Origin of the sequence: Erwinia sp. INIA01, from assembly GCF_025947915.1 — a bacterium.
GTDB classification, from domain to species: Bacteria; Pseudomonadota; Gammaproteobacteria; order Enterobacterales; family Enterobacteriaceae; genus Erwinia; species Erwinia coffeiphila.
Genome location: NZ_JAPDNC010000008.1, coordinates 24,473 through 50,768, shown reverse-complemented (window position 1 = coordinate 50,768; position 26,296 = coordinate 24,473). Strand labels below are relative to the sequence as shown.

The following is a 26,296-nucleotide window of genomic DNA, read 5'->3' as shown; positions in this document are numbered from 1 at the left end:
GGCACAAGGCCACCCTGCGGTTTCAGGGCGTTTAATGTGCGTCAACAAACACAATCTTCAGCACGAACAGCAGCGCCACCACTACCACGCACGGGCTGATTTCACGCCAGCGGCCGGTTCCCAGCTTCATCACACAGTAAGAGATAAAGCCCAGCGCGATCCCTTCGGTAATCGAGAAGCTGAACGGCATCATCGCGGCGGTGACAAAGGCCGGAACGGCTTCGGTCAGGTCGTCCCACTTCACGCGTGCAAGGCTGGACGTCATCAGTACGCCAACGTAAATCAGCGCACCGGCTGCCGCATAGGCGGGCACCATACCGGCCAGCGGAGACAGGAACATCACCAGCAGGAACAGAATTCCGGTGACGACCGCCATCAGCCCCGTGCGCCCGCCGACGGACACGCCGGAAGAGCTTTCGATGTAGGCAGTCACAGAGGAAGTACCGATAAATGAACCGGCTACCGAGCTGATGCTGTCAACGTACAGCGCCTGCTTCATGCGCGGGAATGTGCCTTTTTCATCGGTCAGACCGGCCTTATCGGTAACGCCGATCAGCGTGCCGGAGGAGTCAAACAGGTTGACCAGCATAAAGGAGAAGATAATCCCGGCCATTCCGATATTCAGTGAGCCTGCGAGATCCACCTGGCCCAGCACCGACGTAACCGGCGGCGGCGCAGAGAAAATGCCGGTGTATTTCACATCACCAATCGCCAGGCCAATGCCGGTGGTCACCACGATGGACACCAGTACCGCCGCGTGAATATTGCGGGATGCCAGAATCGCGATGATAAAGAAGCCCAGCGCCCCCAGCAGCACACTGTGCGAGGTCAGATTGCCGACGCTGACCAGCGTGGCTTCGTTAGGCACGATGATCCCGGCATTTTTCAGGCCCATCATCGCGATAAACAGCCCGATACCGGCGGTGATACCCACGCGCAGGCTGACCGGGATATTGGCAATCATCCAGTAGCGCACGCGGAAAATGGTCAGCAGCAGCAGGCCGGTCGCGCCCCAGAAGATCGCCCCCATACCCACCTGCCAGGAGATTCCCATCGCACCCACCACCACGAAGGCAAAGAAGGCGTTCAGGCCCATTGCCGGTGCCAGCGCAACCGGCAGATTAGCCACCAGCCCCATCAGGATGCTACCGGCAGCGGCGATCAGGCAGGTGGTAACAAACACCGCCTGCGTGTCCATACCGGCCACGCCGAGGATCTGCGGGTTAACAAAAACGATGTACACCATCGTCAGAAACGTGGTGAAGCCGGCAATCACCTCAGTGCGTGCTGTGGTGCCATGCTCCTGCAATTTAAAAATCCGTTGTAACAAACCGGGATTAGTCATTATGTGTTTCCAGAACGGAGAAAAATGTCGACGGCTATCCTACCCCATAATGATGCGTTTTGGATGGGGGGTAACCGGTTTTTTCGCAACCGATTACGCTGTTTTCGCCGTCGAATCACTACCATTAACCGTAATTGACATTTGCAGTCGCAATCCTGCTACAGTCGCGTAAAGTAGAAAAGAAAGCCTAACCGACCTGAAGGACGCGCAGATGTCAGTGGAGTGTGTATTTTTTGATTGTGATGGAACGCTGGTAGACAGCGAAGTGCTCTGTACCCAGGGCTATGTGAATACCTTTGCGCAGTTTGGCGTTACGCTTTCGCTGCAGGAGATGTTCGAGAAATATAAAGGCGTAAAACTGTATGACATCGTGGCCGATGTCTGCGAACAGCATGGCCTGACCACCCCGGTTGAGGTGCTTGAACCGGCCTACCGCGCCGAAGTAGCAAGACTGTTCGATCTGGAACTGAAGGCGATCCCCGGCGCTAAAGCGCTGGTCGAAAGCATTCAGGTGCCAATGTGTGTCGTATCCAACGGTACAGTACCGAAAATGCAGCACTCGCTGGGCCTGACCGGGCTGCTGCCGTTTTTCAGCGATCGCCTCTACAGCGGCTACGATATCCAGCACTGGAAACCCGAGCCGGAGCTGATGCACCACGCCGCGCAGCAGATGGGCATCCCGATTGAGCATTGCATCCTGGTGGATGACTCCGAAGCCGGGGCAAAAGCAGGGATCGCCGCCGGTATTCCGGTTTTTTACTACTGCGCGGACGCGCACAATCCCACTCTCGATCATCCGCTGGTCACCGTATTTACCGATATGGCGCAGCTTCCCGCCCTGTGGCGTGAAAAAGGCTGGCAGCTGACGCGCTAGCGGCCGGGCCAGCGCCGGGTATAGAAACCGTCTATATCCGGCCGGAATAAATCAATTTCACTTCGTCCCCTCCCTGACCCTATGCTGCTGCAGCACAGGCATCGGCCAGGAGAGAATATGGAAAACCAACGACTTGCTACCGCCGTACTGGCGGCACTGGGCGGCGCGGATAACGTCGCCGCACTGCGCTACTGCGCCAGCCGCGTTCGGCTAAAACTGCACGATAACACCCAAATTGACCGGCAGCTGATTGAGCAGCAGCCCCCGGTCAGAGCGCTGCTGGAAGTCACCCTTTCCCCGCAGCTCACGGAATTCCAGCTGGTGATGGGGCCGGGCCAGTCGCGGCCGCTGTATCAGGCGCTGGTCGAACGGGTCGGTGAAAAGTAGCTACGACACCAGATGGCGAACCGGTTCAAGGAACTGATGTAACAGCTCCTGCATTTGCACCACATGGGGCGCATCGGCCTTTTCCCGCATCAAATAGATGCCGACCGTACACGGCTGGCTTTCTTCTGCCAGCTGCAAAGGCTCAAGGCCATACCGGGCAAAATACCCCGCCATGCAGGAAGGGTAGTTCAGCATCATTGCGTCAGAGTCGTTAATCATATCCACCGCCGACATCATTGAGCTGGTAGACCAGATCACCCGTTCGGCCAGGTGCAGACGATTACGCGCCTGCCTTTTGTGCTGCATATCATCCATCATATGCTGGTAGCGGCTCTCGTCCGGCGTCAGCTCCACATAGGGGTATCCCAGCAGCTCGTACTCCTCCACCGGCCTGCCCAGCAGCGGATGCCCGCCGCGGACAAACATGCTATCGCGCGTGCTGAACAGCGGCAGAAAACTGATGCCCGCCTTCGGATTCAATCCTTTGATTTCATGTCCAATAAACAGATCGATATCGCCACCTAACAGCAGATCCATCAGGCGCAGGTGATTGCCGAGATCGATATGAATATTGACCGTGGGATGCAGGGTGCGATAGGCGTTAAAGCTGTCGCGAACGAACATATACCACCAGGCATGTCCCGCCCCCATCCGCAGGCTCTGCCCCTGTCGGGCTTTTATCGAAGCCAGCTTAATCAGGGTGTTATCGTAGATGCGCTGCATCATCTGGGCCTGCTCCAGCAGCAGCTCACCAAATTCCGTGGTATTCACCCCGGTTGAGGTGCGCTCCAGCAGCTGCACGCCTAAATTCTCTTCCAGTTTCTTCATGTTATGGGTCAACGTGGGCTGACTCAGGCAAAGTTTGTTTGCCGCATGGCTCACATTTCCCAACATCGCGACTTCGATAAACTGACGTAAAATTTTGTCCACGATCATATTTTCCGCAAGTGACATAGATATTTTCTATAGCATAGCCAATTAAATCGATTTCCTTCAATGATCCGCTTTCGCTAGCTTGTCCGGTAACGGCACCCGGCCGCTAACTGAGAGGACGTCATGAGAAAAGTGATTCCGAGCCTGCTTGTCTGCGCGGCGGCGCTGCTATCTGCTCCCACCCTGGCCGATACCCTGCGTATGGAGTGCCCACCCAGCAGGGAAGGCCGCCAGTTCTGTAATGACATCAAGCAGCGCTTTGAAGCGCAGACCGGCCATACGCTGGAATTTATCGATCTCCCCCGCGCCTCGGATGAAAAGCTGTCGCTGTTTCAACAGCTGTTTGCGGCGAAAGACAGCAGCGCCATCGATCTGTTTCAGGCCGATACCGTGTGGATCGGCGTACTGAATAAGCATCTGCTGGATCTCACCGATCGCGTCGGCTCGATGCGCGACGATTTCTTCCCCTCCGCCTGGCAAAATAACGTGGTTAACGGTCGGGTCAAAGCCGTACCCGCTTTTCTGGATACCGGCGCGCTCTATTACCGCAAAGACCTGCTTGAGCGCTACGGCGAACAGCCGCCAAAAACCTGGGATGAGATGGCCCGCATCAGTACGCGCATTCAGCAGCAGGAACGCGAGGCCGGGCATAAAAACTTTTGGGGCCTGGTGTTTCAGGGCAAATCCTACGAGGGACTGACCTGCAACGTGCTGGAGTGGGTGGCTTCGCAGAGCGGTGGCGACTTTATTACTCAGGACGGCGCGATCACCATCAATAACCCGCAGGCGGCGCTGGCGCTGGATAAAGCCGCGGGCTGGATCGGCAACATCGTGCCGCGCGGCGCGCTGGGCTACATGGAAGAGGAGTCACGCGCGGTATTCCAGAACGGCGATGCGCTGTTTATGCGCAACTGGCTGTACGCCTGGGTTCTGACCCAGGACAGCAGCAGCGCAATCAAGGGCAAAGTGGGCCTGATGCCGCTGCCCGCAGGCGATGAAGGCCGTTCACTCAGTACGCTTGGCGGCTGGCAGTGGGCGATCAGCGCCTACACCAAAAACCCCGATGCCGCCTTCGAACTGCTGAAAATCGTCAGCGATGCCAAATCGCAGCGCGAAGGGCTGACGCTGATGGGCTGGCCGCCGTCGCGTATCGCACTGTATGACGATCCGCAGGTGCTGGCTCAGGTGCCCTATCTGGCCAGCTTCAAGGAGATTTTCGCCAGGGCCATTCCGCGCCCGGCCACCCAGACTAAACGCCAGTACGCCCAGGTTTCCCGGGCTATCTACAACGCCACCTTTAATGTGCTTCGCGGCAGCAGCGATGGCGCAACGGCAGTCGCTGGTCTGCAGCAGCGCCTGGAAAGAATCAAAGCCAGAGAGTGGCGCTGATATCGCCCTGTAAACCTACCGGAGCCTGCACGATGAAAGATGAAACGCGTTCCTTATCCCTGACGGCAACGCCGGAGCCGCACGCGGTAACCTCGGCGAAACGCAGCAAACTGAATCATCAGCAGCGGCGCAGCCGCGTGGCCTGGCTGCTGGTGGCACCCGCTATGCTGCTGCTGGCGACAGTGGCGGGATGGCCGCTGTTGCGCACCCTGTTCTACAGCTTCACCGATGCCATGCTGGATACGCCGGACGATTATCGTTTCGTCGGCTTCGCTAACTACCTCGACTTCGCCGACGGCGGCCATCGCTTCGGCATCCTGGCCGATCCGCAGTGGTGGCTGGCGGTGGGCAATACGCTGCGCTTCAGCCTGATTTCGGTATCTCTGGAGCTGGTGTTTGGCATGCTGCTGGCGCTGCTGATGAACCAGAAGTTTCGCGGTCAGGGCCTGGTGCGCACCGCCATTCTGGTTCCCTGGGCTATCCCGACGATCGTCTCCGCCAAGATGTGGGGCTGGATGTTTCACGATCAGTACGGCGTGGTGAATGATCTTCTGCTGAAGCTGGGCGTTATCAGCACGCCGCTGGCCTGGGTGGCAGAACCGAATCTGTCGATGTGGGCGGTGATTATCGCCGACGTATGGAAAACCACGCCGTTTATGGCGCTGATGCTGCTGGCCGCGCTGCAGCTTATCCCCGGCGATCTGTATGAAGCCGCCCGGGTTGACGGGGCCAACGCCTGGCAACGTTTCCGCCGCATCACGCTGCCGCTGATTATGCCCGCGATGATCGTTGCGCTGATTTTTCGCGTGATGGATGCGCTGCGGGTATTTGACCTGATTTACGTCCTGACCTCCAACAGCGAAGCCACGGTGTCGGTCTCCGGCTATGCCCGCGACCTGATGGTCAGCTATCAGCAGATGGGTTCCGGCTCTGCCGCCTCGGTACTGGTGTTCATGATGGTCGCGGGTATCGCAGCCTGCTTCCTGGCGGCGGGCCGCTTTAATAACGGAGAAAACAAATGAAACTGAGCCGTCACCAGCAGCGAATGGGCCATAAGGCGCTGATTTTTTCCGGCGCGGCGCTGGCCAGTATTCTCTGCCTGTTCCCGTTTTATTACGCCATCGTCACCTCGCTGCGCGAGGGGAAAGATCTGTTTCGCATCAGCTATCTGCCGGACGGGCTAAACTGGGGCAACTACCTGAATGCACTGATGGAAAGCGGCATTGCCCGCAGCCTGCTGAACTCGATAACGGTGGCGACCCTGACGGTAGGCCTGTGCCTGCTGGTTTCCATCACCGCCGCGTTTGCGCTGGCGCGCATCCGCTTTCGCGGCCGCAAATACCTGCTGTTTACCATCCTCTGCGTTTCGATGTTTCCGCAGGTGGCAGTGCTTTCCGGCATGTTCGAGCTGGTGCGTTTTATGGGCCTGTACGACTCGCTTGGCGCGCTGGTGCTCTCGTACACCACCTTCTCGCTGCCGTTTACCGTCTGGGTGCTGACCACCTTTATGCGCGCTATCCCGGTGGAGCTGGAAGAGGCGGCAATCGTCGACGGTGCCAGTACCTGGACCATCATCACCCGCGTTTTCGCCCCCATTATGGGGCCGTCGCTGGTTACCACCGGGCTGCTGGCGTTTATCGGCGCGTGGAATGAGTTCATGTTCGCGCTGACCTTCGTGATTTCCAGCGGCAAACGCACCGTTCCCGTCGCTATCGGCATGCTACAGGGTGCCTCTCAATATGAACTTCCGTGGGGCACCATCATGGCGGCCTCGGTCATCGTCACGCTGCCGATCGTCGGGCTGGTGCTGCTGTTCCAGCGCCGCATCGTCAGCGGATTAACTAACGGCGCAGTTAAAGGCTAATGTCGATTTACCTCAAGGAGATAAGCAAATGGCTACAAAAATCGTTTTAGTGGGTGCGGGCAGTGCACAGTTCGGCTACGGCACGCTCGGGGATATTTTCCAGAGTACCACGCTGTACGGCAGCGAGATCGTGCTGCTCGATATCAATCCTGCCGCGCTGGCGGTGACGGAAAAAACCGCACGTGATTTTATTGCCCATGAAGATCTGCCCTTTATCATCAGCGCCACCACCGACCGCCGTGAAGCCCTGCGCGGCGCGGAGTTTGTAATTATCTCCATCGAGGTGGGCGATCGCTTCGCGCTGTGGGATCTCGACTGGCAGATCCCGCAGCAGTACGGTATTCAGCAGGTGTACGGCGAAAACGGCGGCCCCGGCGGCCTGTTCCACTCGCTGCGCATCATCCCGCCGATTCTGGATATCTGCGCCGATATTGCCGATATCTGCCCGCAGGCCTGGGTGTTCAACTACTCCAACCCGATGAGCCGCATTTGTACCACCGTACATCGCCGTTTCCCGGAGCTGAACTTTGTCGGCATGTGTCACGAAATCGCCTCGCTGGAGCGCTATCTGCCGGAAATGTTAGGAACATCCTTTGATAATCTCAGCCTGCGAGCGGGGGGGCTTAACCACTTCAGCGTGCTGCTGGAAGCGCGCTACAAGGACAGCGGCGAGGATGCCTATGCCGATGTTCGTGCGAAAGCGCCGGATTATTTCTCCCGCCTGCCGGGCTACAGCGATATCCTGGCCTACACCCGCATCCACGGGAAAGTGCTGGAAACGGAAGGCGCTACCGAACGCGCCGCGCTGGGCGGCCGGGACAGCGCCTGGGAGTGGTCGGACCGCACGCTGTTTAAGGAAATTTTGCAGAAGTTTAATTATCTGCCGATCACCAGCGACAGCCACTTCGGCGAGTACATTCGCTGGGCCAGCGAGGTCAGCGATCATCGGGGTATCCTCGACTTCTATACCTTCTACCGCAACTACCTCGGCCACGTTCAGCCGTCGATCGAACTGAAGATGAAAGAGCGGGTGGTGGCAATCATGGAGGGGATCATCAACGATTCCGGTTACGAAGAGGCCGCGGTCAATATTCCCAACCGTGGCTTTATCAAACAGCTGCCGGAATTTATCGCGGTGGAAGTCCCGGCGATTATCGATCGTAAAGGCATCCATGGCATTCCGGTTGAGGTTCCGTCCGGCATCGCCGGGCTGCTGTGCAACCAGATTGGTATCCACGATCTGACCGCAGAGGCAATTCTTAACGGCTCGCGCGATCTGGTGATTCAGGCGCTGCTGGTGGATTCGGTTAACGACAAGTGCCGCGCCATTCCTGAACTGGTGGACGTGATGATATCGCGTCAAAGCCCGTGGCTTGATTACCTGAAATAAGCCCTGGATGGGGCGCCGCGGCGCTCCGTCTACCCATCGCAAATGCTGAGTGGAGAGAATATGGCGCAATTAACGCTGAAAAACCTGCAAAAACGCTACGGCAACAAAGCGGAAGTCATTAAGTCACTGGATCTTCAGATTAACAGCGGCGAGTTCGTGGTGGTGGTCGGGCCTTCCGGCTGCGGCAAGTCCACGCTGCTGCGCATGATCGCTGGCCTGGAGGAGATCAGCGGCGGCGGCATGTACATCGACGGTAGCTACGTGAACGACGACAGCCCTTCAGAACGCGGCATCGGCATGGTCTTCCAATCCTATGCGCTCTATCCGCATATGAGCGTGTACAAGAATATGGCCTTCGCGCTGGAGCTGGCGGGCCATCCGGCGGATGACATCGCGCGTAGAGTACATGAAACCGCCGGAATCCTGCAGCTGGAACCGCTGCTGGAGCGGCGACCGAAGGATCTCTCCGGCGGTCAGCGCCAGCGCGTGGCGATTGGCCGGGCGATTGTGCGCGAACCCCGGCTGTTTTTGTTCGATGAACCGCTCTCTAACCTCGATGCCTCACTGCGCGTACAGATGCGGATGGAGGTCGCCTCGCTGCACAAGCGGCTTGGCTCGACGATTATTTATGTCACCCACGATCAGGTGGAGGCCATGACTCTGGCCGACCGCATCGTCGTACTGAATAAGGGAAATATTGAACAGGTTGGCACGCCGCTGGAGCTGTACGACCATCCGGCCAACGAATTTGTCGCCCAGTTTATTGGCTCACCGAAAATGAATCTGATCCCGGCGGTTCTGCGCCGCGCCGGAGAACAGCAGAGCGTGGTGGAGCTGGATAACGGTAAATCACTGGTGCTGCCCATCGCGACGCCGCCCGAAGCCGAGGGGCAAAGCGTCAATATCGGTATTCGCCCGGAACATATCCGCGGTGGCAACCTGGCGCAGTGTGAATATCAGGGCGAAGTGATGTTTGTTGAGCATATGGCCAAAGAAACCTACCTTTATCTGGATAACGGCAACGTCAGTGAACCCTGGGTCGTGCGCAATCCCGAACGCTCAACGATCAGGGTGGGAGATACCGTTGGCGTTGGCCTGCCGGTAGAGTGCTGCTACCTGTTCGACAGCCAGGGCCGCGCCTTTCAGCGGCTGGTCGCATCGTCGGCAGCCCATTAAATCTGAAGGGAAACGTTATGCATCATGTCAATACGGTACGCTGACGGAACAGCAAGGGAGTGAGAGTCTGCAATCTGAGCGGGGAACTACTGCAGTCGTGTGAAGCGCGGATCTCTACGCGACAGACCCGCTCGGCCCGGACGATCATCGCATCCGGGCCTGGCCAGTATCAGCCAATCGCTCCCAGCACATCCTCGCTGCCCTGCTTTTTCGGCAGCAGGAACAGGGTGGCGAAGATATCCAGCAGGTAGATCAGCGCCAGCAGAGTAATCGCGGCGGTAAACGACCACTGGCCCACCAGCAGGCCGATCACCAGCGGACCAAAGCCGCCAACGCCACGGCCCAGATTGAACAGGACGTTCTGCGCGGTTGCGCGCACCTTCACCGGATAGGTGTCAGAGATCAGCGCGCCGTAGCCGCCAATCATGCCGTTAACAAACATTCCCATCAGCGCGCCGGTAAACAGCATCACCGTCGGGTCACGCAGCTGGGCATAAACCACCACCATCACCACTGCGCCAACCTGATAAATCAGGAAAATTTTCCAGCGCGCGAAGCGATCCGCCAGCACACCAAACAGCCAGATGCCGAAGGTCATGCCCACCACGGTCACCGCCGTCCACAGGCCGGATTTGGTCAGCGAGAAGCCGAAGCTGGAGGAGAGGTAGCTCGGCATCCAGATCATCAGCCCGTAGTAGCCGAAGTTCTGCACCGAACAGAGGATAAAAATACCGATACTGGCTTTCGAAGTGGCCCTGTCGGCAAACAGCAGCCGGATGCGTGCCGGGAACGACAGCCCCTGGTTCACGTCGACATGCTTCGTAAAGGCTTCCGGTTCGCCCATGCCGCGACGGATGGCAAATGAGGCCAGCGCCGGGAGAAGGCCGACAAGGAACATGCCGCGCCAGCCGATAATGTCCAGCAGGAACGGGGTGATAAACGCCGCCAGCAGTACGCCGAGCTGCCAGCCCATGCCCACCCACGCCGAGGCGCGGTTACGTTTGTTGGCGGGCCAGGCCTCCGCGATCAGCGCCATGCCGATGCCAAACTCACCGCCCAGCCCCATACCGGCCAGGGTGCGATATGCCAGCAGATCCCAGTAACCCTGCGCCACGGCGCAAAGTCCGGTAAACACCGAGAACATCAGAATGGTGAAGGTCAATACGCGTATACGACCCAGCCGGTCACTGAGGTGACCGAAGACAATTCCACCGATCACCGCACCGATCAGCGTCCAGGTCACCAGAGATCCCGCCTGAGACGCGTTAAGCACCAGCGAGGCGCTGATCGCCGGCAACATAAAGCCGAGAATCAGCAGGTCAAAACCATCCATTGCATAGCCGCTGACCGCGGCAACCATCGCTTTACCCGGCGTCACGCCACGTTTAGCAGAAGGAGAAGAAGACATTATTTCAAAGCCATATCGTTCAAATTGTGCGCCAAGTATATACCTGAAATAAATCCGGTTGCATCTGCCGGGCAGCGGGTGGGACAAAAGCGTTGTCGTCGGTTACGCTTTGGCGGAGAAATGAAACTTCAGTGAGGCCGTCGCAGACAAGGTGTAGAACAAAAAAAGAACAGTCGGGGAGAATGTCGGCAGCGGAAAAAAACCAGATCGGCAGTATGAAGATGCGAGCAGAGGAAAAGCGAGGCCGCGATTGGCGGCCCCGCTGATTATCAGGCAGGATTGCTGCCGCTGTCGTCACCGGCCAGCAGTTTATCCAGCTGGTCGCCGCCAACGTGGCGGAAATCCTGGCCCTTCACGAAGTAGAAGATGATTTCGCAGATATTCTGGCAGCGGTCACCGATACGCTCGATGGCGCGGGCGCAGAACAGTGCGGTCAGCACGCTTGGGATGGTGCGAGGGTCTTCCATCATATAGGTCATCAGCTGGCGCACGATGCCCTCATATTCCTGGTCAACCTTCTTATCTTCGCGATAGATTTCAATTGCCGCATTCAGATCCATGCGCGCAAACGCATCCAGCACGTCGTGCAGCATCTCAATGGTGTGGTGGCCCAGCGATTCCAGGCTCACCAGCAGCGGCTGCTGCTGCTGGGTAAATTTCTCCAGTGCAGTACGGCTGATCTTCTCCGCCACGTCACCGATGCGTTCCAGCTCTGAGATGGTTTTGATGATCGCCATGACCAGGCGCAGGTCGCTGGCGGTCGGCTGACGTTTGGCGATGATGCGCACGCAGGCTTCATCGATCGCCACTTCCATCATGTTGACCTTGTGATCGCCTTCAATCACTTTGTTGGCCAGCTCGCCATCCTGGTTATGCATAGCGGTAATGGCGTCAGTCAGCTGCTGCTCCACCATTCCCCCCATGGTCATCACCTGGGTACGAATATGCTCCAGCTCGGCGTTGAACTGGCCGGAGATGTGTTTGTTCAGATTTAAGCTTTCCATCTCAAACTCCAGACCTGTTTAAAACAGGCGTTAAGAACGCAGTCAGTTTGGGGGCGGACCGTCCGCCACCGCAAATTGGCAAGGGTAACTGCCTGTTTTCAGCCGTAGCGGCCGGTAATGTAATCTTCTGTTTGCTTCTGGGCCGGCTTGGTAAACAGCGTATCGGTATCGCTGAATTCAATCAGTTCACCCAGGTACATAAACGCAGTGTGATCGGAGCAGCGTGCGGCCTGCTGCATGTTGTGGGTCACGATCACCACGGTGTAGTCCTGTTTCAGCTCGGTAATCAGCTCTTCAACGCGGCCGGTTGAGATCGGGTCCAGCGCTGAGCAAGGCTCATCAAGCAGCAGTACTTCCGGGCGAATCGCGATGCCGCGCGCGATACACAGGCGCTGCTGCTGGCCGCCGGACAGACTGTAACCGCTCTGATGCAGCTTGTCTTTGGTTTCCGTCCACAGCGCGGCTTTGGTCAGTGCCCACTGCACGCGCTCATCCATATCGGCACGCGACAGTTTTTCGAACAGGCGCACGCCGAAGGCGATGTTGTCATAGATGGACATCGGGAACGGCGTTGGCTTCTGGAACACCATCCCAACACGGGCACGCAGCAGGGCGATATCCTGGCTGGCATTCAGAATGTTGTCGCCATCCAGCAGGATTTCGCCTTCCGCGCGCTGCTCCGGGTAAAGAGAAAACATCTTGTTAAAGGTACGCAGCAGGGTGGATTTACCACAGCCGGACGGACCGATAAACGCGGTAACCTGGTTTTTCGCAATATCCAGGTTGATGTTCTTCAGCGCGTGGAATTTTCCGTAATAGAAGTTCAAATCGCGAACCTGAATCATCTTAGCGGAAGTATTAATCATTTTGCTCTCACTTAGTCCGCGCCGCCGCAGCCGCGCTGCTTAATTAATGTTTACTCTTGGCGAAAACTACGCGTGCCAGGATGTTAAGTAACAGTACGCACAGCGTAATAATCAACACACCCGCCCAGGCCAGGCTTTGCCATTCGGCAAACGGACTCATAGCGAACTTAAAGATGGTCACCGGCAGGTTCGCCAGCGGCTGCATCATGTCGGTACTCCAGAACTGGTTCGACAGTGATGTAAACAGCAGCGGAGCGGTTTCCCCGGCAATACGGGCAATCGCCAGCAGCACACCGGTCAGGATGCCGGAGATTGACGCTTTAAGCGTAATCGCCGAAATCATCTTCCACTTTGGCGTACCCAGCGCGTAGGACGCTTCACGCAGGCTGTCAGGAACCAGCTTGAGCATGTTTTCCGTCGTACGAATAACGATAGGGATCTGCAACAGCGCCAGCGCAACCACACCAGCCCAGCCGGAGAAGTGCTGCATCTGCGCCACCACGATGGTGTAGACGAACAGGCCCACCACAATCGACGGTGCTGAGAGCAGGATATCGTTAATAAAGCGGATAATTTCAGCCAGCCAGGACTTACGGCCGTACTCGGCCAGATAAATCCCCGCCATAATGCCCAACGGTGTGCCGAACGCGGTTGACCAGAAAATCAACAGGCCGCTGCCCGCCAGGGCGTTAGCCAGGCCGCCACCCGCCGTGTTTGGCGGAGGGGTGTTTTCGGTAAACAGCGACAGAGACATGCCGTCGATGCCGCGTGTCACGGTGGCGAACAGGATCCACACCAGCCAGAACAGGCCAAATGCCATGGTCAGCAGCGACAGGGTAAGGGCGATACGGTTCTTGGTCCGACGCCAGGACTGCATTTTACGACGCGATGCTTCCAGCTCAGCGCGAGCCTGCATTTCCATCGTGGTCATGAGCGCGCTCCTTCACTTTTCGCCAGACGCATAATCATCATCTTGGAACAGGCCAGTACGATGAACGTAATCACAAACAGAATCAGCCCCAGCTCCATCAGCGCAGCGGTATGCACGCCGGACTCGGCTTCAGCAAATTCGTTAGCCAGTGCGGAGGTAATACTGTTGCCAGGCATAAACAGCGAGGCGCTGTCGAGCTGGTAGGTGTTACCGATAATAAAGGTCACCGCCATCGTTTCGCCCAGCGCACGCCCCAGGCCCAGCATCACGCCGCCGATTACACCGTTTTTGGTGAACGGCAGGACGACGCGCCAGATGACTTCCCAGGTGGTACAACCGATGCCGTAGGCGGACTCTTTCATCATCACCGGCGTCTGCTCGAAGACGTCGCGCATCACCGAGGCGATATACGGAATGATCATGATCGCCAGGATGATACCCGCCGCCAGGATACCGATACCGAATGCCGGGCCGGAGAACAGCGCACCCACAATCGGGATGTTGGACAGAACATCACCGACCGGCTGCTGGAAGTACTTCGCAAACAGCGGCGCAAAGATAAACAGGCCCCACATGCCGTAAACGATACTTGGAATTGCTGCCAGGAGTTCAATTGCCACGCCAAGAGGACGGCGCAGCCAGTTTGGAGCCAGCTCGGTCAGGAACAGTGCAATACCAAAGCTCACCGGAACGGCAATGATCAGGGCAATAACAGAGGTGACGATGGTGCCGTAAATCGGAACCAGCGCACCGAATTGTTCGTTAGGCGCATCCCACTCTTTGGTCCACAGGAAGGAGAAACCAAATTTATGGATGCTGGGCCAGGAGGAAAATATCAGGGAAACAATAATGCCACCGAGGAGGAGCAGAACAATCAGCGCGGACAGTTTTACCAGCGCACCGAAAATAATGTCACCCTGTTTGCCGGGGGCTTTGAATGTCGGCTTGGTTGCAGCCATAGTCTTCTCGATTTTGATACTGCGGATAAGTATCGGGTCAGGCGAACCTGACCCCTGGGATAGTCAGCCGAAGCTTAGTACAGAGCTTTACCGGAGCTGTCTTTCACGTTCGCTTTCCATGCTGCGCGGATCTGCGTTACCACTGACTCAGGCAGTGAAGCGTAGTCCAGGCCAGCGGTGGTTTTGCTGCCGTTTTTGTAAGCCCAGTCGAAGAACTTCAGTACGGCTGCGCCTTTCTCAGCGTTAGCCTGCTCTTTGTGCACCAGGATAAAGGTGGTAGAGGTGATTGGCCACGCGTTGTCGCCTTTCTGGAAGGTCAGATCCTGAGCAAACGATTTGCTCCAGTCTGCGCCTTTAGCGGCATCGCTAAAGCTCTTCTCGCCTGGCTCGATTGCTTTACCATCCGCATCCACCAGCTTGGTGTACGCCAGGCTGTTTTGCTTAGCGTAAGCGTATTCTACATAACCGATTGAACCCGGCAGACGCTGTACGAATGCAGCTACGCCGTCGTTGCCTTTACCGCCCAGACCAACCGGCCAGTTAACGGTGCTGCCTTTACCGATTTTGCTGTTCCAGTCGCTGTTCACTTTAGACAGGTAGCTGGTGAACACGAAAGAGGTACCGGAACCGTCAGCGCGGCGTACCACGTTGATGTCAGAGTCCGGCAGTTTCACGCCCGGGTTCAGCTTGGTGATCGCCGCGTCGTTCCACTTTTTGATGTTGCCCAGGTAGATGTCGCCGACGGTTTTACCGTCGAGGATCAGCTGGCCAGATTTGATACCAGGAATATTAACCGCCAGTACCACGCCGCCAATAACTGTCGGAAACTGGAACAGGCCGTTAGTCTGTAAATCTTCATCTTTCATTGGCGCATCAGATGCACCGAAATCTACGGTTTTAGCGATGATCTGCTTAACGCCGCCGGAGGAACCGATCCCCTGATAGTTAACCTGAGTACCTGTTGCTGTGTTGTACTCAGCAGCCCACTTGTTATAAACCGGAGCAGGGAAAGTACCGCCAGCGCCGGTCAGGTTGGTGGCTGCCATGGCAGAAACCGCGCTCAGAGACAGGGTTACGGCGACGAATTGAGCCAGGGTTTTGTGCATCAGTGTCATGTTCCCTCCACGGGATTAAAAGTCAGGCCAGTGCTGTGTTTATCTGATTAATGTTTGCTGCTGGAGGCAAAATAGGACAGTTTGGTGACAGTAAAATGTACGAAATATTACACTTTTATGACATGCACCCTGAGGCATTACAGACGGGGTTTAAATCAGTGACGCTGAATTAACGCGCAATACCTGATGGGATATTGCGCGAAGGGACATTCACGTTTATTACGGCTGAGAACACTCAATTCCTTCCATGGCCTGGCAGATAACATCGTCAAACTGATGTGACTGCTGAAGTTTTTCCGGCCACTGATAGTAGGGCAAGTTCGCCTGTCGCGACTGTTCCTTACTTAACTCCTGAAGTCGGGTTAGCAAAGGTTCCAGCGCCTCTCCGCCGGGCAGCGTGGTAGTGCGAAAGACCGGATTACCGTCAAGATAGCGTACGGCCTCAAGTTCCGGCGACAGCGTGACCGTGCCGTATTTCTCCCTGGCCAGGCGCTGCCAGAAAGGCCAGGCGGAATAGCGCAGGGCATAAAGCTCAGCGCCTTTCAGCGGCGGCCGCGCCTGTAGTTTTTTCGACATGACAATTTCGCCGTTATACGCGGATTCGATCCAGCGTGTCATCCCCTCCAGCAACCAGCCGACTTTAAACTGGGTGTAGCCGTACTGATAAAGATGAAACAGCTCGTGAGCCGGGGTGGGATTAAGCGGTTGATTGAGCTTAGAACTGATGCGGATGGTTAAGGCACAGGGCAGCCAGTTACCGTCCTCTCCCTTCACCCGCGTCACTTCATCGAAGGCCATACCGTTGCCGCGCGGCAGGTCAAACAGATAAACATGGATGGCTTTTGCCAGCCGGTAACGCGGCTGTTCCAGCGGTGGAGTTAATCGCAGCATCTTTTGATAGTACTGATTGGCGGCCTGCAGCTGGATCGCCACGTTTTTGACGTAGTCCGGCGTGCCGCTGCCGGTGGTGTCCTCCAGCGGTGGGGCATTGTCACCGCTGCGGGTGTAGAAAATAACAAAAGGCTCGGCACGCAGGGTTTCCGTCAGCGGATGCTGCTGTAAAAAGGCGCTGTCTCGGCACTCCCCCGGTGCATCCATTGCAGGCTGCGGTGGACGCGCTGCCTGTACGCCGCCGGAGAGGCCTAACAGCCCGCCCAGCCCCATCAGTATCGCCATCAACTTTTTCAGTAACATGTCCTGCTCCTGCAACCCGTCCGAATAATCCCGCTGCCGAAAGATAAAAAAAATCCAGCCGGCTGAAGGTCAGCGGGCTGGATTATATTTTAGCCGGGATCTGCGAACAGAAACGGCGAAGCAGAAATTATTCTACGGTGACGGATTTCGCCAGGTTACGCGGCTGATCGACGTCGGTGCCCTTAATCAAGGCCACGTGATACGAGAGCAGCTGTAGCGGTACGGTGTAGAAGATCGGCGCAATCACCTCTTCAACGTGCGGCAGCGGAATAATCCGCATCCCTTCGCTGCTGGCAAACCCGGCATCGACATCGGCAAACACATACAGCAGGCCGCCGCGCGCGCGAACTTCTTCAATGTTCGACTTCAGCTTCTCCAGCAGTTCGTTGTTTGGCGCCACCACGATCACCGGCATATCGGCATCAATCAGCGCCAGCGGACCGTGCTTCAGCTCGCCCGCCGCATAGGCTTCCGCATGAATGTAGGAGATCTCTTTCAGCTTCAGCGCCCCTTCCATAGCGATCGGATACTGATCGCCACGGCCAAGGAACAGCGCATGCTGTTTATCAGAGAAATCTTCCGCCAGCTCGGCAATCAGCTCATCCTGAGACAGCATCTGTTCAATGCGGCTCGGCAGCGCCTGCAGGGCATGCACGATATCGTGCTCAACCTGCGGGTCGATACCTTTCAGGCGGCCCACGCGCGCCACCAGCATCAGCAGCACGGTCAGCTGGGTGGTGAAGGCTTTGGTGGAGGCCACGCCAATTTCAGTACCGGCTTTGGTCATCAGCGCCAGATCCGACTCGCGAACCAGTGAAGAACCTGCCACGTTGCAGATGGCCAGCGATCCCAGGTAGCCCAGCTCTTTTGACAGACGCAGCGCCGCCAGCGTATCGGCGGTTTCACCGGACTGCGAAAGAGTGATCAACAGGCTGTTTTTACGCACTGCGGATTTGCGGTAGCGGAACTCAGAGGCGATCTCCACATCGCACGGCACGTTAGCCAGCGATTCAAACCAGTAGCGGGACACCATACCGGAGTTATAGGAGGTGCCGCAGGCCACAATCTGGATATGCTCAACGTTGGACAGCAGCGCATCGGCATTTGGCCCCAGCTCGGAGAGATCCACCTCGCCGTGACTGAAACGCCCGCTCAGGGTGTTTTTAATCGCGACGGGCTGTTCATAAATTTCTTTCTGCATATAGTGTCGATAAATCCCTTTATCACCGGCGTCATATTGCACGTTGGATTCAATTTCCGCACGTTTCACCGTGTTGCCGTTGCGATCGATGATGATCACATCACGGCGGGTGATTTCAGCAATATCGCCTTCTTCCAGATAAACAAAGCGGCGAGTGACCGGCAGCAGCGCCAGCTGATCGGAGGCGATGAAGTTCTCACCCACACCGCGACCAATCACCAGCGGACTACCGGAGCGTGCCGCTACCAGCGTAGACGGATCGCGGCTGTCCATAATGACCATGCCGTAGGCACCGCGCAGCTGAGGAATGGTGCGCAGCACCACCTCACGCAGCGATCCGCCCTGTTTTTGCTCCCAGTGAACCAGATGGGCAACCACTTCGGTGTCGGTTTCGGAAGCAAATGAGTAACCGCGCTCGATCAACAGCTCGCGCAGCGGTTCGTGATTCTCGATAATGCCGTTGTGAACAATGATGATATGGTCGGAAATATGCGGATGCGCATTGGCCTCCGACGGCTCTCCGTGAGTTGCCCAGCGGGTATGAGCAATACCGGTTCCCCCCACCAGCGGCGTTTCTTCCGCCGCTTCGGCCAGGTTAACGACCTTGCCCAAACGACGCAGACGGGTCACATGCCCCTGCTGGTCAACAACGGCCAGACCGGCGGAGTCATAACCGCGATACTCCAGACGACGCAGGCCTTCAAGCAGGATTTCTGCAATATCACGCTGCGCTACAGCACCAACAATTCCACACATAGTAAATTTTCCTGACTTAATGGCATTTCATATGCCATCAGCGTTGTCTTCTGACCTGATTTTCCGGTGTATACCGGTTCCCCGAGCCTTGTAGAGAGTGGGGATTATTTTTATGTTTACTGCTTTTTATATCGGGCAGGGGAGAACCCCAGCCCGTTGAAAACCTATTTTTTCTTTACCGGACGCTGCCAGCTGGCGTTCAGCTGCTGCTCTTTCCGATTGTAGACCAGCCCGGCGGCGGGCACGTCTTTCATAATAGTCGTTCCGGCAGCAATAGTGACGCCGTCAGCGACGGTAACCGGGGCAATAAGCTGGGTATCCGAGCCGACAAACACATCATCACCGATGATGGTTTTCGACTTATTCACGCCGTCGTAATTGCAGGTGATTGTACCTGCTCCAATATTTACGTTTGTACCAATCTCGGCATCACCCAGATAGCTCAGATGTCCCGCCTTGGAGCCTTTGCCGAGGCGTGCTTTTTTCATCTCAACAAAGTTACCGACATGGGCACCTTCTGCCAGCTCACTTCCCGGACGCAGGCGGGCGAATGGCCCGACTGTGCAGGCTTCAGCCAGCTGCGCATCTTCAATGACGGTATACGGGCTGATAATACTGTCGTCGGCGATAACGCTGTTTTTAATCACGCAGCCGCTGCCGATTTTTACCCGGTCACCCAGGGTAACGTGGCCTTCAATAATCACATTGGTATCAATCACCACATCGCGACCGTGCTCCAGCGTACCGCGCAGATCGAAGCGTGCAGGGTCCAGTAGCATTACCCCGGCCAGCAGCAGCTTTTCCGCCTGCTCGGCCTGATAAACACGTTCCAGCGTAGCCAGCTGCAGGCGATTGTTGACGCCGTCGGTTTCCGTGGTGCGGGCAGGGTGCACCGCTTCAATATGGCGGCCTTCCTGATGCGCCAGCGCAATGATATCGGTAATGTAGTATTCACCCTGGGCATTGTTATTGGTGAGCTTGCTCAGCCAGCGCTTGAGGTCGGCACCATTGGCGATCAGGATACCGGTGTTGATTTCGTCAATCAGCAGCTGTTCCGGTGCGGCATCTTTTTGCTCGATAATGCCAACCACATTGCCACCTTCCCGGATGATGCGACCGTATCCCGTTGGGTTATCCAGGATCACCGTCAGCAGGCCAATGCCGCCTTCGGGTTTAGCCGACTGCAGGCGGCGCAGGGTATCCACCGAGATCAGCGGCACGTCGCCGTACAGCATCAGAATATCTTCATCATCGGCAAAATGAGGTGCAGCCTGCTGCATCGCGTGCCCGGTTCCCAGCTGCTCGGCCTGGAGCACCCAGTTCAGAGAGGCATCATCCAGCGTGCTTTTCAGCAGATCGCCACCGTGACCGTAAACCAGATTAATTTGCTGCGCGTTTAACACCTTAGCGGCATCAATAACGTGCTGAACCATCGGTTTTCCGGCCAGCAGGTGCAGCACTTTTGGCAGGTCGGAGTACATGCGGGTTCCTTTGCCAGCGGCAAGGATCACCACGCTCATCGGGCTGGTAGACATAGACATCCTGATTCTTGTTTTGATGAGGAAAGTAAAGCGGTTTAGCGCTAAGAATACTACATTTTTCTTGGCCCGAAATTAGCTTTCAGAACGGTGGAAATCTCAAACGGCAGGCAAAAAAAATGCCAGTCAGTTTCCTGACTGGCATTCTGCAGCTTAAACCTGAGTTACATCGCTTTCTTGGTCAACTCAATGACGCGCAGCTTAGCAATGGCTTTCGCCAGTTCTGCCGACGCGATAGCGAAGTCAACATCGCCGTGAGAGCTGTTCATATGCTCTTCAGCTTTGCGTTTCGCTTCCAGCGCGCGCGCTTCATCAAGGTCGGTACCACGGATCGCGGTGTCAGCCAGCACGGTAACCGCGCCAGGCTGCACTTCCAGCACGCCGCCGGAGAGGTAAATCACCTCTTCGTCACCGTGCTGCTTAACGATGCGAACCATACCAGGCTTAATGGCAGTCAGGAGCGGGGCGTGGTTTGGGCGAATACCCAGCTCACCTTCGCTACCTGATACCTGGATGCTTTGTACCAGACCGGAGAACATTTGCAGTTCTGCGCTGACAACGTCCAGGTGAAAAGTCATAGCCATAATTAACCTCCTGAGAAACTAACCCGTCATACTTCAGGCCGCATTGCTGCAGCCTGAATGACTCAGGGTAAAAATTACAGTTTCTTCGCTTTTTCCACGGCTTCTTCGATGGAACCAACCATGTAGAAAGCCTGCTCTGGCAGATGGTCGAACTCGCCTTCCATAATGCCTTTAAAGCCACGGATGGTATCTTTCAGCGACACGTATTTACCCGGAGAACCGGTGAATACTTCTGCCACGAAGAATGGCTGGGACAGGAAACGCTGCATCTTACGAGAGCGTGCTACCACCAGTTTGTCTTCTTCTGACAGTTCGTCCATACCCAGGATGGCGATGATGTCTTTCAGTTCCTGATAACGCTGCAGCAGTGACTGAACGCCACGCGCGGTGTCATAGTGTTCCTGACCAACAACCAGTGGATCCAGCTGACGGCTGGTAGAATCCAGTGGGTCAACCGCCGGGTAGATACCCAGGGAAGCGATCTGACGGCTCAGTACCACGGTTGCGTCAAGGTGCGCAAAGGTGGTGGCTGGTGATGGGTCAGTCAAGTCATCCGCAGGAACGTAAACGGCCTGTACGGAGGTGATTGAACCGGTCTTGGTAGAGGTGATACGTTCCTGCAGAACGCCCATCTCTTCCGCCAGCGTTGGCTGATAACCTACCGCAGAAGGCATACGACCCAGCAGTGCTGATACTTCAGTACCGGCCAGGGTATAACGGTAGATGTTATCGATGAACAGCAGTACGTCACGACCTTCGTCACGGAACTTCTCAGCCATGGTCAGGCCGGTCAGCGCAACGCGCAGACGGTTTCCTGGTGGCTCGTTCATCTGGCCATAAACCAGTGATACTTTGTCGATAACGTTAGAGTCGGTCATCTCGTGGTAGAAGTCGTTACCCTCACGAGTACGCTCACCCACACCGGCAAATACGGAGAAACCTGAGTGCTCAGCCGCAATGTTACGGATCAGCTCCATCATGTTTACGGTTTTACCTACACCCGCACCACCGAACAGACCCACTTTACCGCCCTTAGCGAACGGACACATCAGGTCGATAACTTTGATACCGGTTTCCAGCAGCTCCTGAGAGTTTGACTGGTCTTCGTATGAAGGTGCTGCGCGGTGAATCGCCCAGCGCTCTTCTTCGCCGATATCGCCTTTCATATCGATTGGCTCACCCAGCACGTTCATGATACGGCCAAGTGTTGCAGTACCTACTGGTACTTCGATCGGGTGCTCAAGGTCAACGGTTTCCAGACCACGCTTCAGGCCGTCTGAAGAACCCATAGCGATGGTACGAACCACGCCACCACCCAGCTGCTGCTGAACTTCCAGCACCAGACGAGCATCACCATTTTTAACCTCAAGGGCGCTGTACACTTGTGGTACTGCGTCCTGAGGGAATTCGACGTCAACTACGGCGCCGATTACCTGGACAATCTTTCCAGTAGCCATCTTGAATCCTCTACCTAATTCGTTTATACCCCGCCGGTTCGAAACGCAGCAGGGTATACCTGGTTAAACCGCGGAGGCCCCCGAGACGATCTCGGTAAGTTCCTGGGTGATGCTGGCCTGACGAGCCTTGTTGTATACCAACTGCAGCTCTTTGATCAGGTTTCCGCCGTTGTCGGTTGCGGCTTTCATCGCCACCATTCGCGCGGCCTGCTCGCTGGCCAGGTTTTCTACAACACCCTGGTAAACCTGAGATTCGACATAGCGACGCAGTAACGTGTCCAGCAGCGCTTTCGGATCCGGCTCATACAGATAGTCCCAGGTGCTCTTCTTCACAACGCCTTCCGAATCATCGGCTGCAGGTAACGGCAGCAGCTGTTCGATCTGTGGAGACTGAGACATGGTGTTGATAAATTTGTTGCTGACAATAAACAGCTTGTCCAGGCGGCCTTCATCGTATGCTTGCAGCATCACTTTGACCGGGCCAATCAGGTCGGAGAGGGCAGGTTTGTCGCCCATTCCGGTTACCTGAGCAACCACGTTGCCACCGACAGAACTGAAGAATGACAGACCTTTGGAACCGATAATGGCGAGATCGCTCTCAACGCCTTTATCCGCCCAGCCTTTCATATCCGCCAGCAATCTTTTGAACAGGTTAATGTTCAAACCACCACAAAGCCCGCGGTCGGTAGATACGACCAGATAGCCAACGCGTTTAACGTCGCGCTCTTCCAGGTAAGGGTGCTTGTATTCCAGATTACCTAACGCAATGTGACCAATCACTTTGCGCATGGTTTCTGCATAAGGACGGCTGGCCGCCATGCGTTCCTGCGATTTACGCATTTTGGAGGCGGCGACCATTTCCATCGCTTTGGTGATCTTCTGCGTGTTTTGCACGCTGCCGATCTTACTACGTATCTCTTTTGCGCCGGCCATAAGCTTCTCCTCAAAGCCTTGCGGCCTGCCCCCTAAGGGACAAGCCGCCAGACATTACCAGGACTGGGTTGCTTTAAACGTCTCGAGGAGGCCTTTCAGCTTCTCTTCGATTTCGCCGTTATAGTTACCAGTCTGGTTGATATCAGCCATCAGCTCAGCGTGATCGCGATCCGCGAAGGCCAGCAGTGCCGCTTCGAAGCTACCGATTTTCGCCAGTTCGACGTCATTCAGGAAGCCGCGCTCGGCAGCAAACAGCACCAGACCCTGCTGCGCTACAGACATCGGCGCATACTGTTTCTGTTTCAGCAACTCGGTCACTTTCTGACCGTGGCTCAGCTGTTTGCGGGTTGCTTCGTCCAGATCGGATGCGAACTGAGAGAACGCAGCCAGTTCACGATACTGTGCCAGAGCGGTACGAATACCACCGGACAGTTTCTTGATGATCTTGGTTTGCGCTGCACCACCAACACGGGATACAGAGATACCCGGGTTAACCGCTGGACGAATACCAGAGTTAAACAGGTTGGTTTCCAGGAAGATCTGACCATCGGTAATCGAGATTACGTTGGTCGGAACGAACGCAGAAACGTCACCCGCCTGGGTTTCGATGATTGGCAGCGCGGTCAGAGAACCGGTTTTACCTTTCACTTCACCGTTGGTGAAACGCTCAACGTAGTCGGCGCTCACGCGGGAAGCACGCTCCAGCAGACGGGAGTGGAGGTAGAACACGTCGCCTGGGAATGCTTCACGGCCCGGTGGACGGCGCAGCAGCAGGGAAACCTGACGGTAAGCAACGGCCTGTTTAGACAGGTCATCGTATACGATCAGCGCGTCTTCACCGCGGTCACGGAAGTATTCGCCCATCGCACAACCGGCGTATGGTGCCAGGTATTGCAGAGCAGCAGACTCAGATGCGGTTGCAACAACAACGATGGTGTTAGCCAGCGCGTTGTGTTCTTCGAGCTTACGCACCACGTTAGCGATGGTAGAAGCTTTCTGACCGATAGCAACGTAAACGCATTTGATGCCGGAATCGCGCTGGTTGATGATCGCATCGATCGCCATTGCGGTTTTACCGGTCTGACGGTCACCGATGATCAGCTCACGCTGGCCACGGCCGATTGGAATCATCGCATCGACAGATTTGTAACCGGTCTGTACAGGCTGGTCAACGGACTGACGATCGATAACGCCAGGTGCAATCACTTCGATCGGCGAGAAGCCGTCGTTGTCGATAGCGCCTTTACCGTCGATTGGTGCACCCAGGGTGTTCACCACGCGGCCCAGCAGGCCACGGCCTACCGGAACTTCCAGGATACGGCCAGTACACTTAACCTTCATGCCTTCGGCGAGGTCAGCGTATGGGCCCATCACTACTGCACCAACGGAGTCGCGCTCCAGGTTCAGTGCGATAGCGTAACGGTTACCCGGCAGGGCAATCATCTCACCCTGCATCACATCGGCCAGGCCGTTAACGCGGATGATACCGTCACTGACGGAAACAATAGTACCTTCGTTGTGAGCTTCGCTCACTACATTGAACTGAGCAATGCGCTGCTTGATCAGTTCGCTGATTTCGGTGGAATTCAGTTGCATATGCTCCAGTCCCCTTAAGACTGCAAGACGTCGGTAAGGCGCTCAAGACGGCCGCGTACGCTGCCATCAATGACCATATCACCCGCACGGATGATTACGCCTGCCATTACAGACTTATCAATTTTGCAATTCAGCTTAACTTTGCGTGACAGACGTTTTTCCATCGCTGCGCTGATTTTGGTCAGCTGCGCGTCACTCAATGTAGAAGAAGAGATAACTTCAACCTCGGCGGTCGCATCATGTGCGGCACGCAGTTGGATGAACTGATCCAGTACATCGGCAAGTGCTGGCAAACGTTTGTTTTCAGCCATAACCTTAATCAGGTTCTGGCCGGCTTCGTCGAGTTGGTCACCACAGATTGCGATGAACGCAGCAGACAACGCTTCCGGCGCCAGAGCGCCGGAAAGAAGTTCTGATACCTGTTCATTGCCAGCCACTTCGGCGGCAAACGCCAGCATCTGCTGCCAGCGATCGACACTTTGATGCTCAACCGCAAAGTCAAAAGCGGCTTTAGCGTAGGGGCGAGCTACGGTAGTAAATTCAGACATCAGCCCCTCCCTTACAGTTCAGCGACCAGTTTATCTACGATGTCGCTGTTAGCAGCTTCATCCACGGAACGTTCAATGATTTTCTCGGCGCCGGCAACAGCCAGCATCGCGACCTGCTTACGCAACTCTTCACGTGCACGTTTACGCTCGGCGTCGATTTCAGCCTGCGCCTGGGTGACGATCTTGTTACGTTCCTGTTCAGCCTCGGCTTTCGCTTCGTCCAGGATCTGCGCACGGCGTTTGTTCGCCTGCTCAATGATTACCTGGGCGTCTTCTTTCGCTTTTTTCAGCTGGTCGGTCGCATTAGCCTGCGCGAGATCCAAATCTTTTTTGGCACGTTCAGCGGAAGCAAGGCCTTCAGATACTTCTTTCTGGCGCTTTTCGATAGCGGCCATCAGCGGCGGCCATACGTACTTCATGCAGAACAGGACAAACAGGATGAACGCGATGGCCTGGCCGAGGATTGTTGCATTAATGTTCACAGCACAATGCCTCTTATTAAGTTAACTTTTTCTGCCGCCTTTACAGCGGCAGAAGCCGTTTATCGCTGACCTGCGCCGGCGATAAACAATCGGTTATTTACGCGACAGCAAACATCACGTACAGACCCAGACCAACGGCGATCATTGGGATTGCATCCACCAGACCCATTACAACAAAGAACTGCGTACGCAGCAGAGGAATCAGATCCGGTTGGCGCGCGGCGCCTTCCAGGAATTTGCCTCCGAGGATGCCGATACCGATCGCAGCACCGATTGCCGCCAGGCCCATCATCACAGCGGCAGCCATGTACAGCAGATCCATATTCAGGTTTTCCATGACAGTCTCCAGTTTGTTTCAGTTAAAAC

At 56.1% G+C, this 26,296-nt stretch carries 25 protein-coding genes; 7 read left to right on the top strand and 18 right to left on the bottom strand.

The window, feature by feature from the left end; genetic code table 11:
- Positions 1–31 precede the first annotated feature (31 nt).
- Complete coding sequence (locus tag OMR58_RS15055; protein ID WP_105595309.1) at positions 32–1,345, bottom strand: NCS2 family permease; 1,314 nt, start codon at positions 1,343–1,345, stop codon at positions 32–34.
- Between the two features lie 211 nt (positions 1,346–1,556).
- Here OMR58_RS15055 and yieH point away from each other — a divergent pair, with 211 nt between their 5' ends.
- Together yieH and OMR58_RS15045 are read left to right on the top strand one after the other, a co-directional pair.
- Entirely contained in the window at positions 1,557–2,219 is a 663-nt protein-coding gene (gene yieH / locus OMR58_RS15050) for a 6-phosphogluconate phosphatase (protein WP_105595308.1), read from the top strand.
- Between the two features lie 117 nt (positions 2,220–2,336).
- Positions 2,337–2,606, top strand: coding sequence for a PTS transporter subunit EIIB (locus OMR58_RS15045; protein ID WP_105595307.1), 270 nt, complete (start codon positions 2,337–2,339; stop codon positions 2,604–2,606).
- Here OMR58_RS15045 and OMR58_RS15040 read toward each other — a convergent pair whose 3' ends face one another.
- Complete coding sequence (locus OMR58_RS15040; protein WP_105595332.1) at positions 2,607–3,542, bottom strand: LysR family transcriptional regulator; 936 nt, start codon at positions 3,540–3,542, stop codon at positions 2,607–2,609.
- A 120-nt stretch (positions 3,543–3,662) separates the two neighbouring features.
- Between OMR58_RS15040 and OMR58_RS15035 the strand changes: the two genes are divergently transcribed.
- The 5 genes from OMR58_RS15035 to OMR58_RS15015 are packed head-to-tail and all read left to right on the top strand — an operon-like array spanning position 3,663 to position 9,358.
- On the top strand, positions 3,663–4,928 hold the full coding sequence (locus OMR58_RS15035) for an ABC transporter substrate-binding protein (protein WP_200560630.1): 1,266 nt from the start codon (positions 3,663–3,665) through the stop codon (positions 4,926–4,928).
- Positions 4,929–4,960: 32 nt separating this feature from the next.
- Positions 4,961–5,950: a carbohydrate ABC transporter permease gene (locus tag OMR58_RS15030; protein ID WP_264546313.1), complete on the top strand. Its 990-nt coding sequence runs from the start codon at positions 4,961–4,963 to the stop codon at positions 5,948–5,950.
- Positions 5,947–6,792: a carbohydrate ABC transporter permease gene (locus tag OMR58_RS15025; RefSeq protein ID WP_264546312.1), complete on the top strand. Its 846-nt coding sequence runs from the start codon at positions 5,947–5,949 to the stop codon at positions 6,790–6,792. Before OMR58_RS15030 ends, OMR58_RS15025 begins: the two co-directional genes overlap by 4 nt.
- A gap of 28 nt (positions 6,793–6,820) precedes the next feature.
- Positions 6,821–8,182, top strand: coding sequence for a family 4 glycosyl hydrolase (locus OMR58_RS15020; protein ID WP_105595303.1), 1,362 nt, complete (start codon positions 6,821–6,823; stop codon positions 8,180–8,182).
- A 60-nt stretch (positions 8,183–8,242) separates the two neighbouring features.
- Entirely contained in the window at positions 8,243–9,358 is a 1,116-nt protein-coding gene (locus OMR58_RS15015) for an ABC transporter ATP-binding protein (RefSeq protein ID WP_264546311.1), read from the top strand.
- A 169-nt stretch (positions 9,359–9,527) separates the two neighbouring features.
- Here OMR58_RS15015 and OMR58_RS15010 read toward each other — a convergent pair whose 3' ends face one another.
- The 16 genes from OMR58_RS15010 to atpE form a co-directional block, all read right to left on the bottom strand.
- A complete protein-coding gene (locus OMR58_RS15010) occupies positions 9,528–10,766 on the bottom strand; it encodes an MFS transporter (RefSeq protein ID WP_200560625.1) in 1,239 nt (412 codons plus the stop codon).
- Positions 10,767–11,035: 269 nt separating this feature from the next.
- A complete protein-coding gene (gene phoU / locus OMR58_RS15005; protein ID WP_105595300.1) occupies positions 11,036–11,770 on the bottom strand; it encodes a phosphate signaling complex protein PhoU in 735 nt (244 codons plus the stop codon).
- A 98-nt stretch (positions 11,771–11,868) separates the two neighbouring features.
- The gene (gene pstB, locus OMR58_RS15000) at positions 11,869–12,636 is read right to left on the bottom strand and encodes a phosphate ABC transporter ATP-binding protein PstB (RefSeq protein ID WP_105595299.1); all 768 of its coding nucleotides are present in this window, start codon (positions 12,634–12,636) and stop codon (positions 11,869–11,871) included.
- Positions 12,637–12,679: 43 nt separating this feature from the next.
- The gene (gene pstA / locus OMR58_RS14995; protein WP_200545842.1) at positions 12,680–13,567 is read right to left on the bottom strand and encodes a phosphate ABC transporter permease PstA; all 888 of its coding nucleotides are present in this window, start codon (positions 13,565–13,567) and stop codon (positions 12,680–12,682) included.
- On the bottom strand, positions 13,564–14,526 hold the full coding sequence (gene pstC, locus OMR58_RS14990) for a phosphate ABC transporter permease PstC (protein ID WP_105595297.1): 963 nt from the start codon (positions 14,524–14,526) through the stop codon (positions 13,564–13,566). The genes pstA and pstC overlap by 4 nt, the downstream gene beginning before the upstream one ends.
- A 74-nt stretch (positions 14,527–14,600) precedes the next feature.
- The gene (gene pstS / locus OMR58_RS14985; RefSeq protein ID WP_200560624.1) at positions 14,601–15,641 is read right to left on the bottom strand and encodes a phosphate ABC transporter substrate-binding protein PstS; all 1,041 of its coding nucleotides are present in this window, start codon (positions 15,639–15,641) and stop codon (positions 14,601–14,603) included.
- A 219-nt stretch (positions 15,642–15,860) separates the two neighbouring features.
- Positions 15,861–16,835: a peptidase gene (locus tag OMR58_RS14980; protein ID WP_264546310.1), complete on the bottom strand. Its 975-nt coding sequence runs from the start codon at positions 16,833–16,835 to the stop codon at positions 15,861–15,863.
- A gap of 127 nt (positions 16,836–16,962) precedes the next feature.
- Entirely contained in the window at positions 16,963–18,792 is a 1,830-nt protein-coding gene (gene glmS, locus OMR58_RS14975; protein ID WP_200560622.1) for a glutamine--fructose-6-phosphate transaminase (isomerizing), read from the bottom strand.
- Between the two features lie 164 nt (positions 18,793–18,956).
- Complete coding sequence (glmU, locus tag OMR58_RS14970; protein WP_264546309.1) at positions 18,957–20,327, bottom strand: bifunctional UDP-N-acetylglucosamine diphosphorylase/glucosamine-1-phosphate N-acetyltransferase GlmU; 1,371 nt, start codon at positions 20,325–20,327, stop codon at positions 18,957–18,959.
- A 167-nt stretch (positions 20,328–20,494) separates the two neighbouring features.
- Entirely contained in the window at positions 20,495–20,914 is a 420-nt protein-coding gene (locus OMR58_RS14965) for a F0F1 ATP synthase subunit epsilon (RefSeq protein ID WP_105595290.1), read from the bottom strand.
- Positions 20,915–20,988: 74 nt separating this feature from the next.
- Positions 20,989–22,371, bottom strand: a complete 1,383-nt coding sequence (atpD, locus tag OMR58_RS14960; RefSeq protein WP_105595289.1) for a F0F1 ATP synthase subunit beta — start codon at positions 22,369–22,371, stop codon at positions 20,989–20,991.
- A 63-nt stretch (positions 22,372–22,434) separates the two neighbouring features.
- Entirely contained in the window at positions 22,435–23,304 is an 870-nt protein-coding gene (atpG, locus tag OMR58_RS14955; protein ID WP_105595288.1) for a F0F1 ATP synthase subunit gamma, read from the bottom strand.
- 54 nt (positions 23,305–23,358) lie between these two features.
- Positions 23,359–24,900: a F0F1 ATP synthase subunit alpha gene (atpA, locus tag OMR58_RS14950; protein ID WP_264546308.1), complete on the bottom strand. Its 1,542-nt coding sequence runs from the start codon at positions 24,898–24,900 to the stop codon at positions 23,359–23,361.
- Between the two features lie 14 nt (positions 24,901–24,914).
- Positions 24,915–25,448 carry a F0F1 ATP synthase subunit delta gene (atpH, locus tag OMR58_RS14945; protein ID WP_105595286.1) on the bottom strand — a complete coding sequence of 178 codons (534 nt, stop codon included), beginning with the start codon at positions 25,446–25,448 and terminating at the stop codon, positions 24,915–24,917.
- An 11-nt stretch (positions 25,449–25,459) separates the two neighbouring features.
- Entirely contained in the window at positions 25,460–25,930 is a 471-nt protein-coding gene (gene atpF / locus OMR58_RS14940; protein WP_105595285.1) for a F0F1 ATP synthase subunit B, read from the bottom strand.
- Positions 25,931–26,027: 97 nt separating this feature from the next.
- On the bottom strand, positions 26,028–26,267 hold the full coding sequence (atpE, locus tag OMR58_RS14935; RefSeq protein ID WP_003849523.1) for a F0F1 ATP synthase subunit C: 240 nt from the start codon (positions 26,265–26,267) through the stop codon (positions 26,028–26,030).
- Positions 26,268–26,296 lie beyond the last annotated feature (29 nt).

What these genes read in the sequence shown, in the direction of transcription:
- OMR58_RS15040 (WP_105595332.1), bottom strand. Translation starts at nt 3,542, where the DNA reads ATGATCGTGGACAAAATTTTACGTCAGTTTATCGAAGTCGCGATGTTG.
- OMR58_RS15045 (WP_105595307.1), top strand. Translation starts at nt 2,337, where the DNA reads ATGGAAAACCAACGACTTGCTACCGCCGTACTGGCGGCACTGGGCGGC.
- OMR58_RS15020 (WP_105595303.1), top strand. Translation starts at nt 6,821, where the DNA reads ATGGCTACAAAAATCGTTTTAGTGGGTGCGGGCAGTGCACAGTTCGGC.
- atpA (WP_264546308.1), bottom strand. Translation starts at nt 24,900, where the DNA reads ATGCAACTGAATTCCACCGAAATCAGCGAACTGATCAAGCAGCGCATT.
- OMR58_RS15010 (WP_200560625.1), bottom strand. Translation starts at nt 10,766, where the DNA reads ATGTCTTCTTCTCCTTCTGCTAAACGTGGCGTGACGCCGGGTAAAGCG.
- OMR58_RS15025 (WP_264546312.1), top strand. Translation starts at nt 5,947, where the DNA reads ATGAAACTGAGCCGTCACCAGCAGCGAATGGGCCATAAGGCGCTGATT.
- atpG (WP_105595288.1), bottom strand. Translation starts at nt 23,304, where the DNA reads ATGGCCGGCGCAAAAGAGATACGTAGTAAGATCGGCAGCGTGCAAAAC.
- pstS (WP_200560624.1), bottom strand. Translation starts at nt 15,641, where the DNA reads ATGACACTGATGCACAAAACCCTGGCTCAATTCGTCGCCGTAACCCTG.
- yieH (WP_105595308.1), top strand. Translation starts at nt 1,557, where the DNA reads ATGTCAGTGGAGTGTGTATTTTTTGATTGTGATGGAACGCTGGTAGAC.
- OMR58_RS15030 (WP_264546313.1), top strand. Translation starts at nt 4,961, where the DNA reads ATGAAAGATGAAACGCGTTCCTTATCCCTGACGGCAACGCCGGAGCCG.
- pstC (WP_105595297.1), bottom strand. Translation starts at nt 14,526, where the DNA reads ATGGCTGCAACCAAGCCGACATTCAAAGCCCCCGGCAAACAGGGTGAC.
- pstA (WP_200545842.1), bottom strand. Translation starts at nt 13,567, where the DNA reads ATGACCACGATGGAAATGCAGGCTCGCGCTGAGCTGGAAGCATCGCGT.
- OMR58_RS14980 (WP_264546310.1), bottom strand. Translation starts at nt 16,835, where the DNA reads ATGTTACTGAAAAAGTTGATGGCGATACTGATGGGGCTGGGCGGGCTG.
- atpH (WP_105595286.1), bottom strand. Translation starts at nt 25,448, where the DNA reads ATGTCTGAATTTACTACCGTAGCTCGCCCCTACGCTAAAGCCGCTTTT.
- pstB (WP_105595299.1), bottom strand. Translation starts at nt 12,636, where the DNA reads ATGATTAATACTTCCGCTAAGATGATTCAGGTTCGCGATTTGAACTTC.
- glmS (WP_200560622.1), bottom strand. Translation starts at nt 18,792, where the DNA reads ATGTGTGGAATTGTTGGTGCTGTAGCGCAGCGTGATATTGCAGAAATC.
- phoU (WP_105595300.1), bottom strand. Translation starts at nt 11,770, where the DNA reads ATGGAAAGCTTAAATCTGAACAAACACATCTCCGGCCAGTTCAACGCC.
- OMR58_RS15015 (WP_264546311.1), top strand. Translation starts at nt 8,243, where the DNA reads ATGGCGCAATTAACGCTGAAAAACCTGCAAAAACGCTACGGCAACAAA.
- OMR58_RS15055 (WP_105595309.1), bottom strand. Translation starts at nt 1,345, where the DNA reads ATGACTAATCCCGGTTTGTTACAACGGATTTTTAAATTGCAGGAGCAT.
- atpD (WP_105595289.1), bottom strand. Translation starts at nt 22,371, where the DNA reads ATGGCTACTGGAAAGATTGTCCAGGTAATCGGCGCCGTAGTTGACGTC.
- glmU (WP_264546309.1), bottom strand. Translation starts at nt 20,327, where the DNA reads ATGTCTACCAGCCCGATGAGCGTGGTGATCCTTGCCGCTGGCAAAGGA.
- OMR58_RS14965 (WP_105595290.1), bottom strand. Translation starts at nt 20,914, where the DNA reads ATGGCTATGACTTTTCACCTGGACGTTGTCAGCGCAGAACTGCAAATG.
- OMR58_RS15035 (WP_200560630.1), top strand. Translation starts at nt 3,663, where the DNA reads ATGAGAAAAGTGATTCCGAGCCTGCTTGTCTGCGCGGCGGCGCTGCTA.
- atpE (WP_003849523.1), bottom strand. Translation starts at nt 26,267, where the DNA reads ATGGAAAACCTGAATATGGATCTGCTGTACATGGCTGCCGCTGTGATG.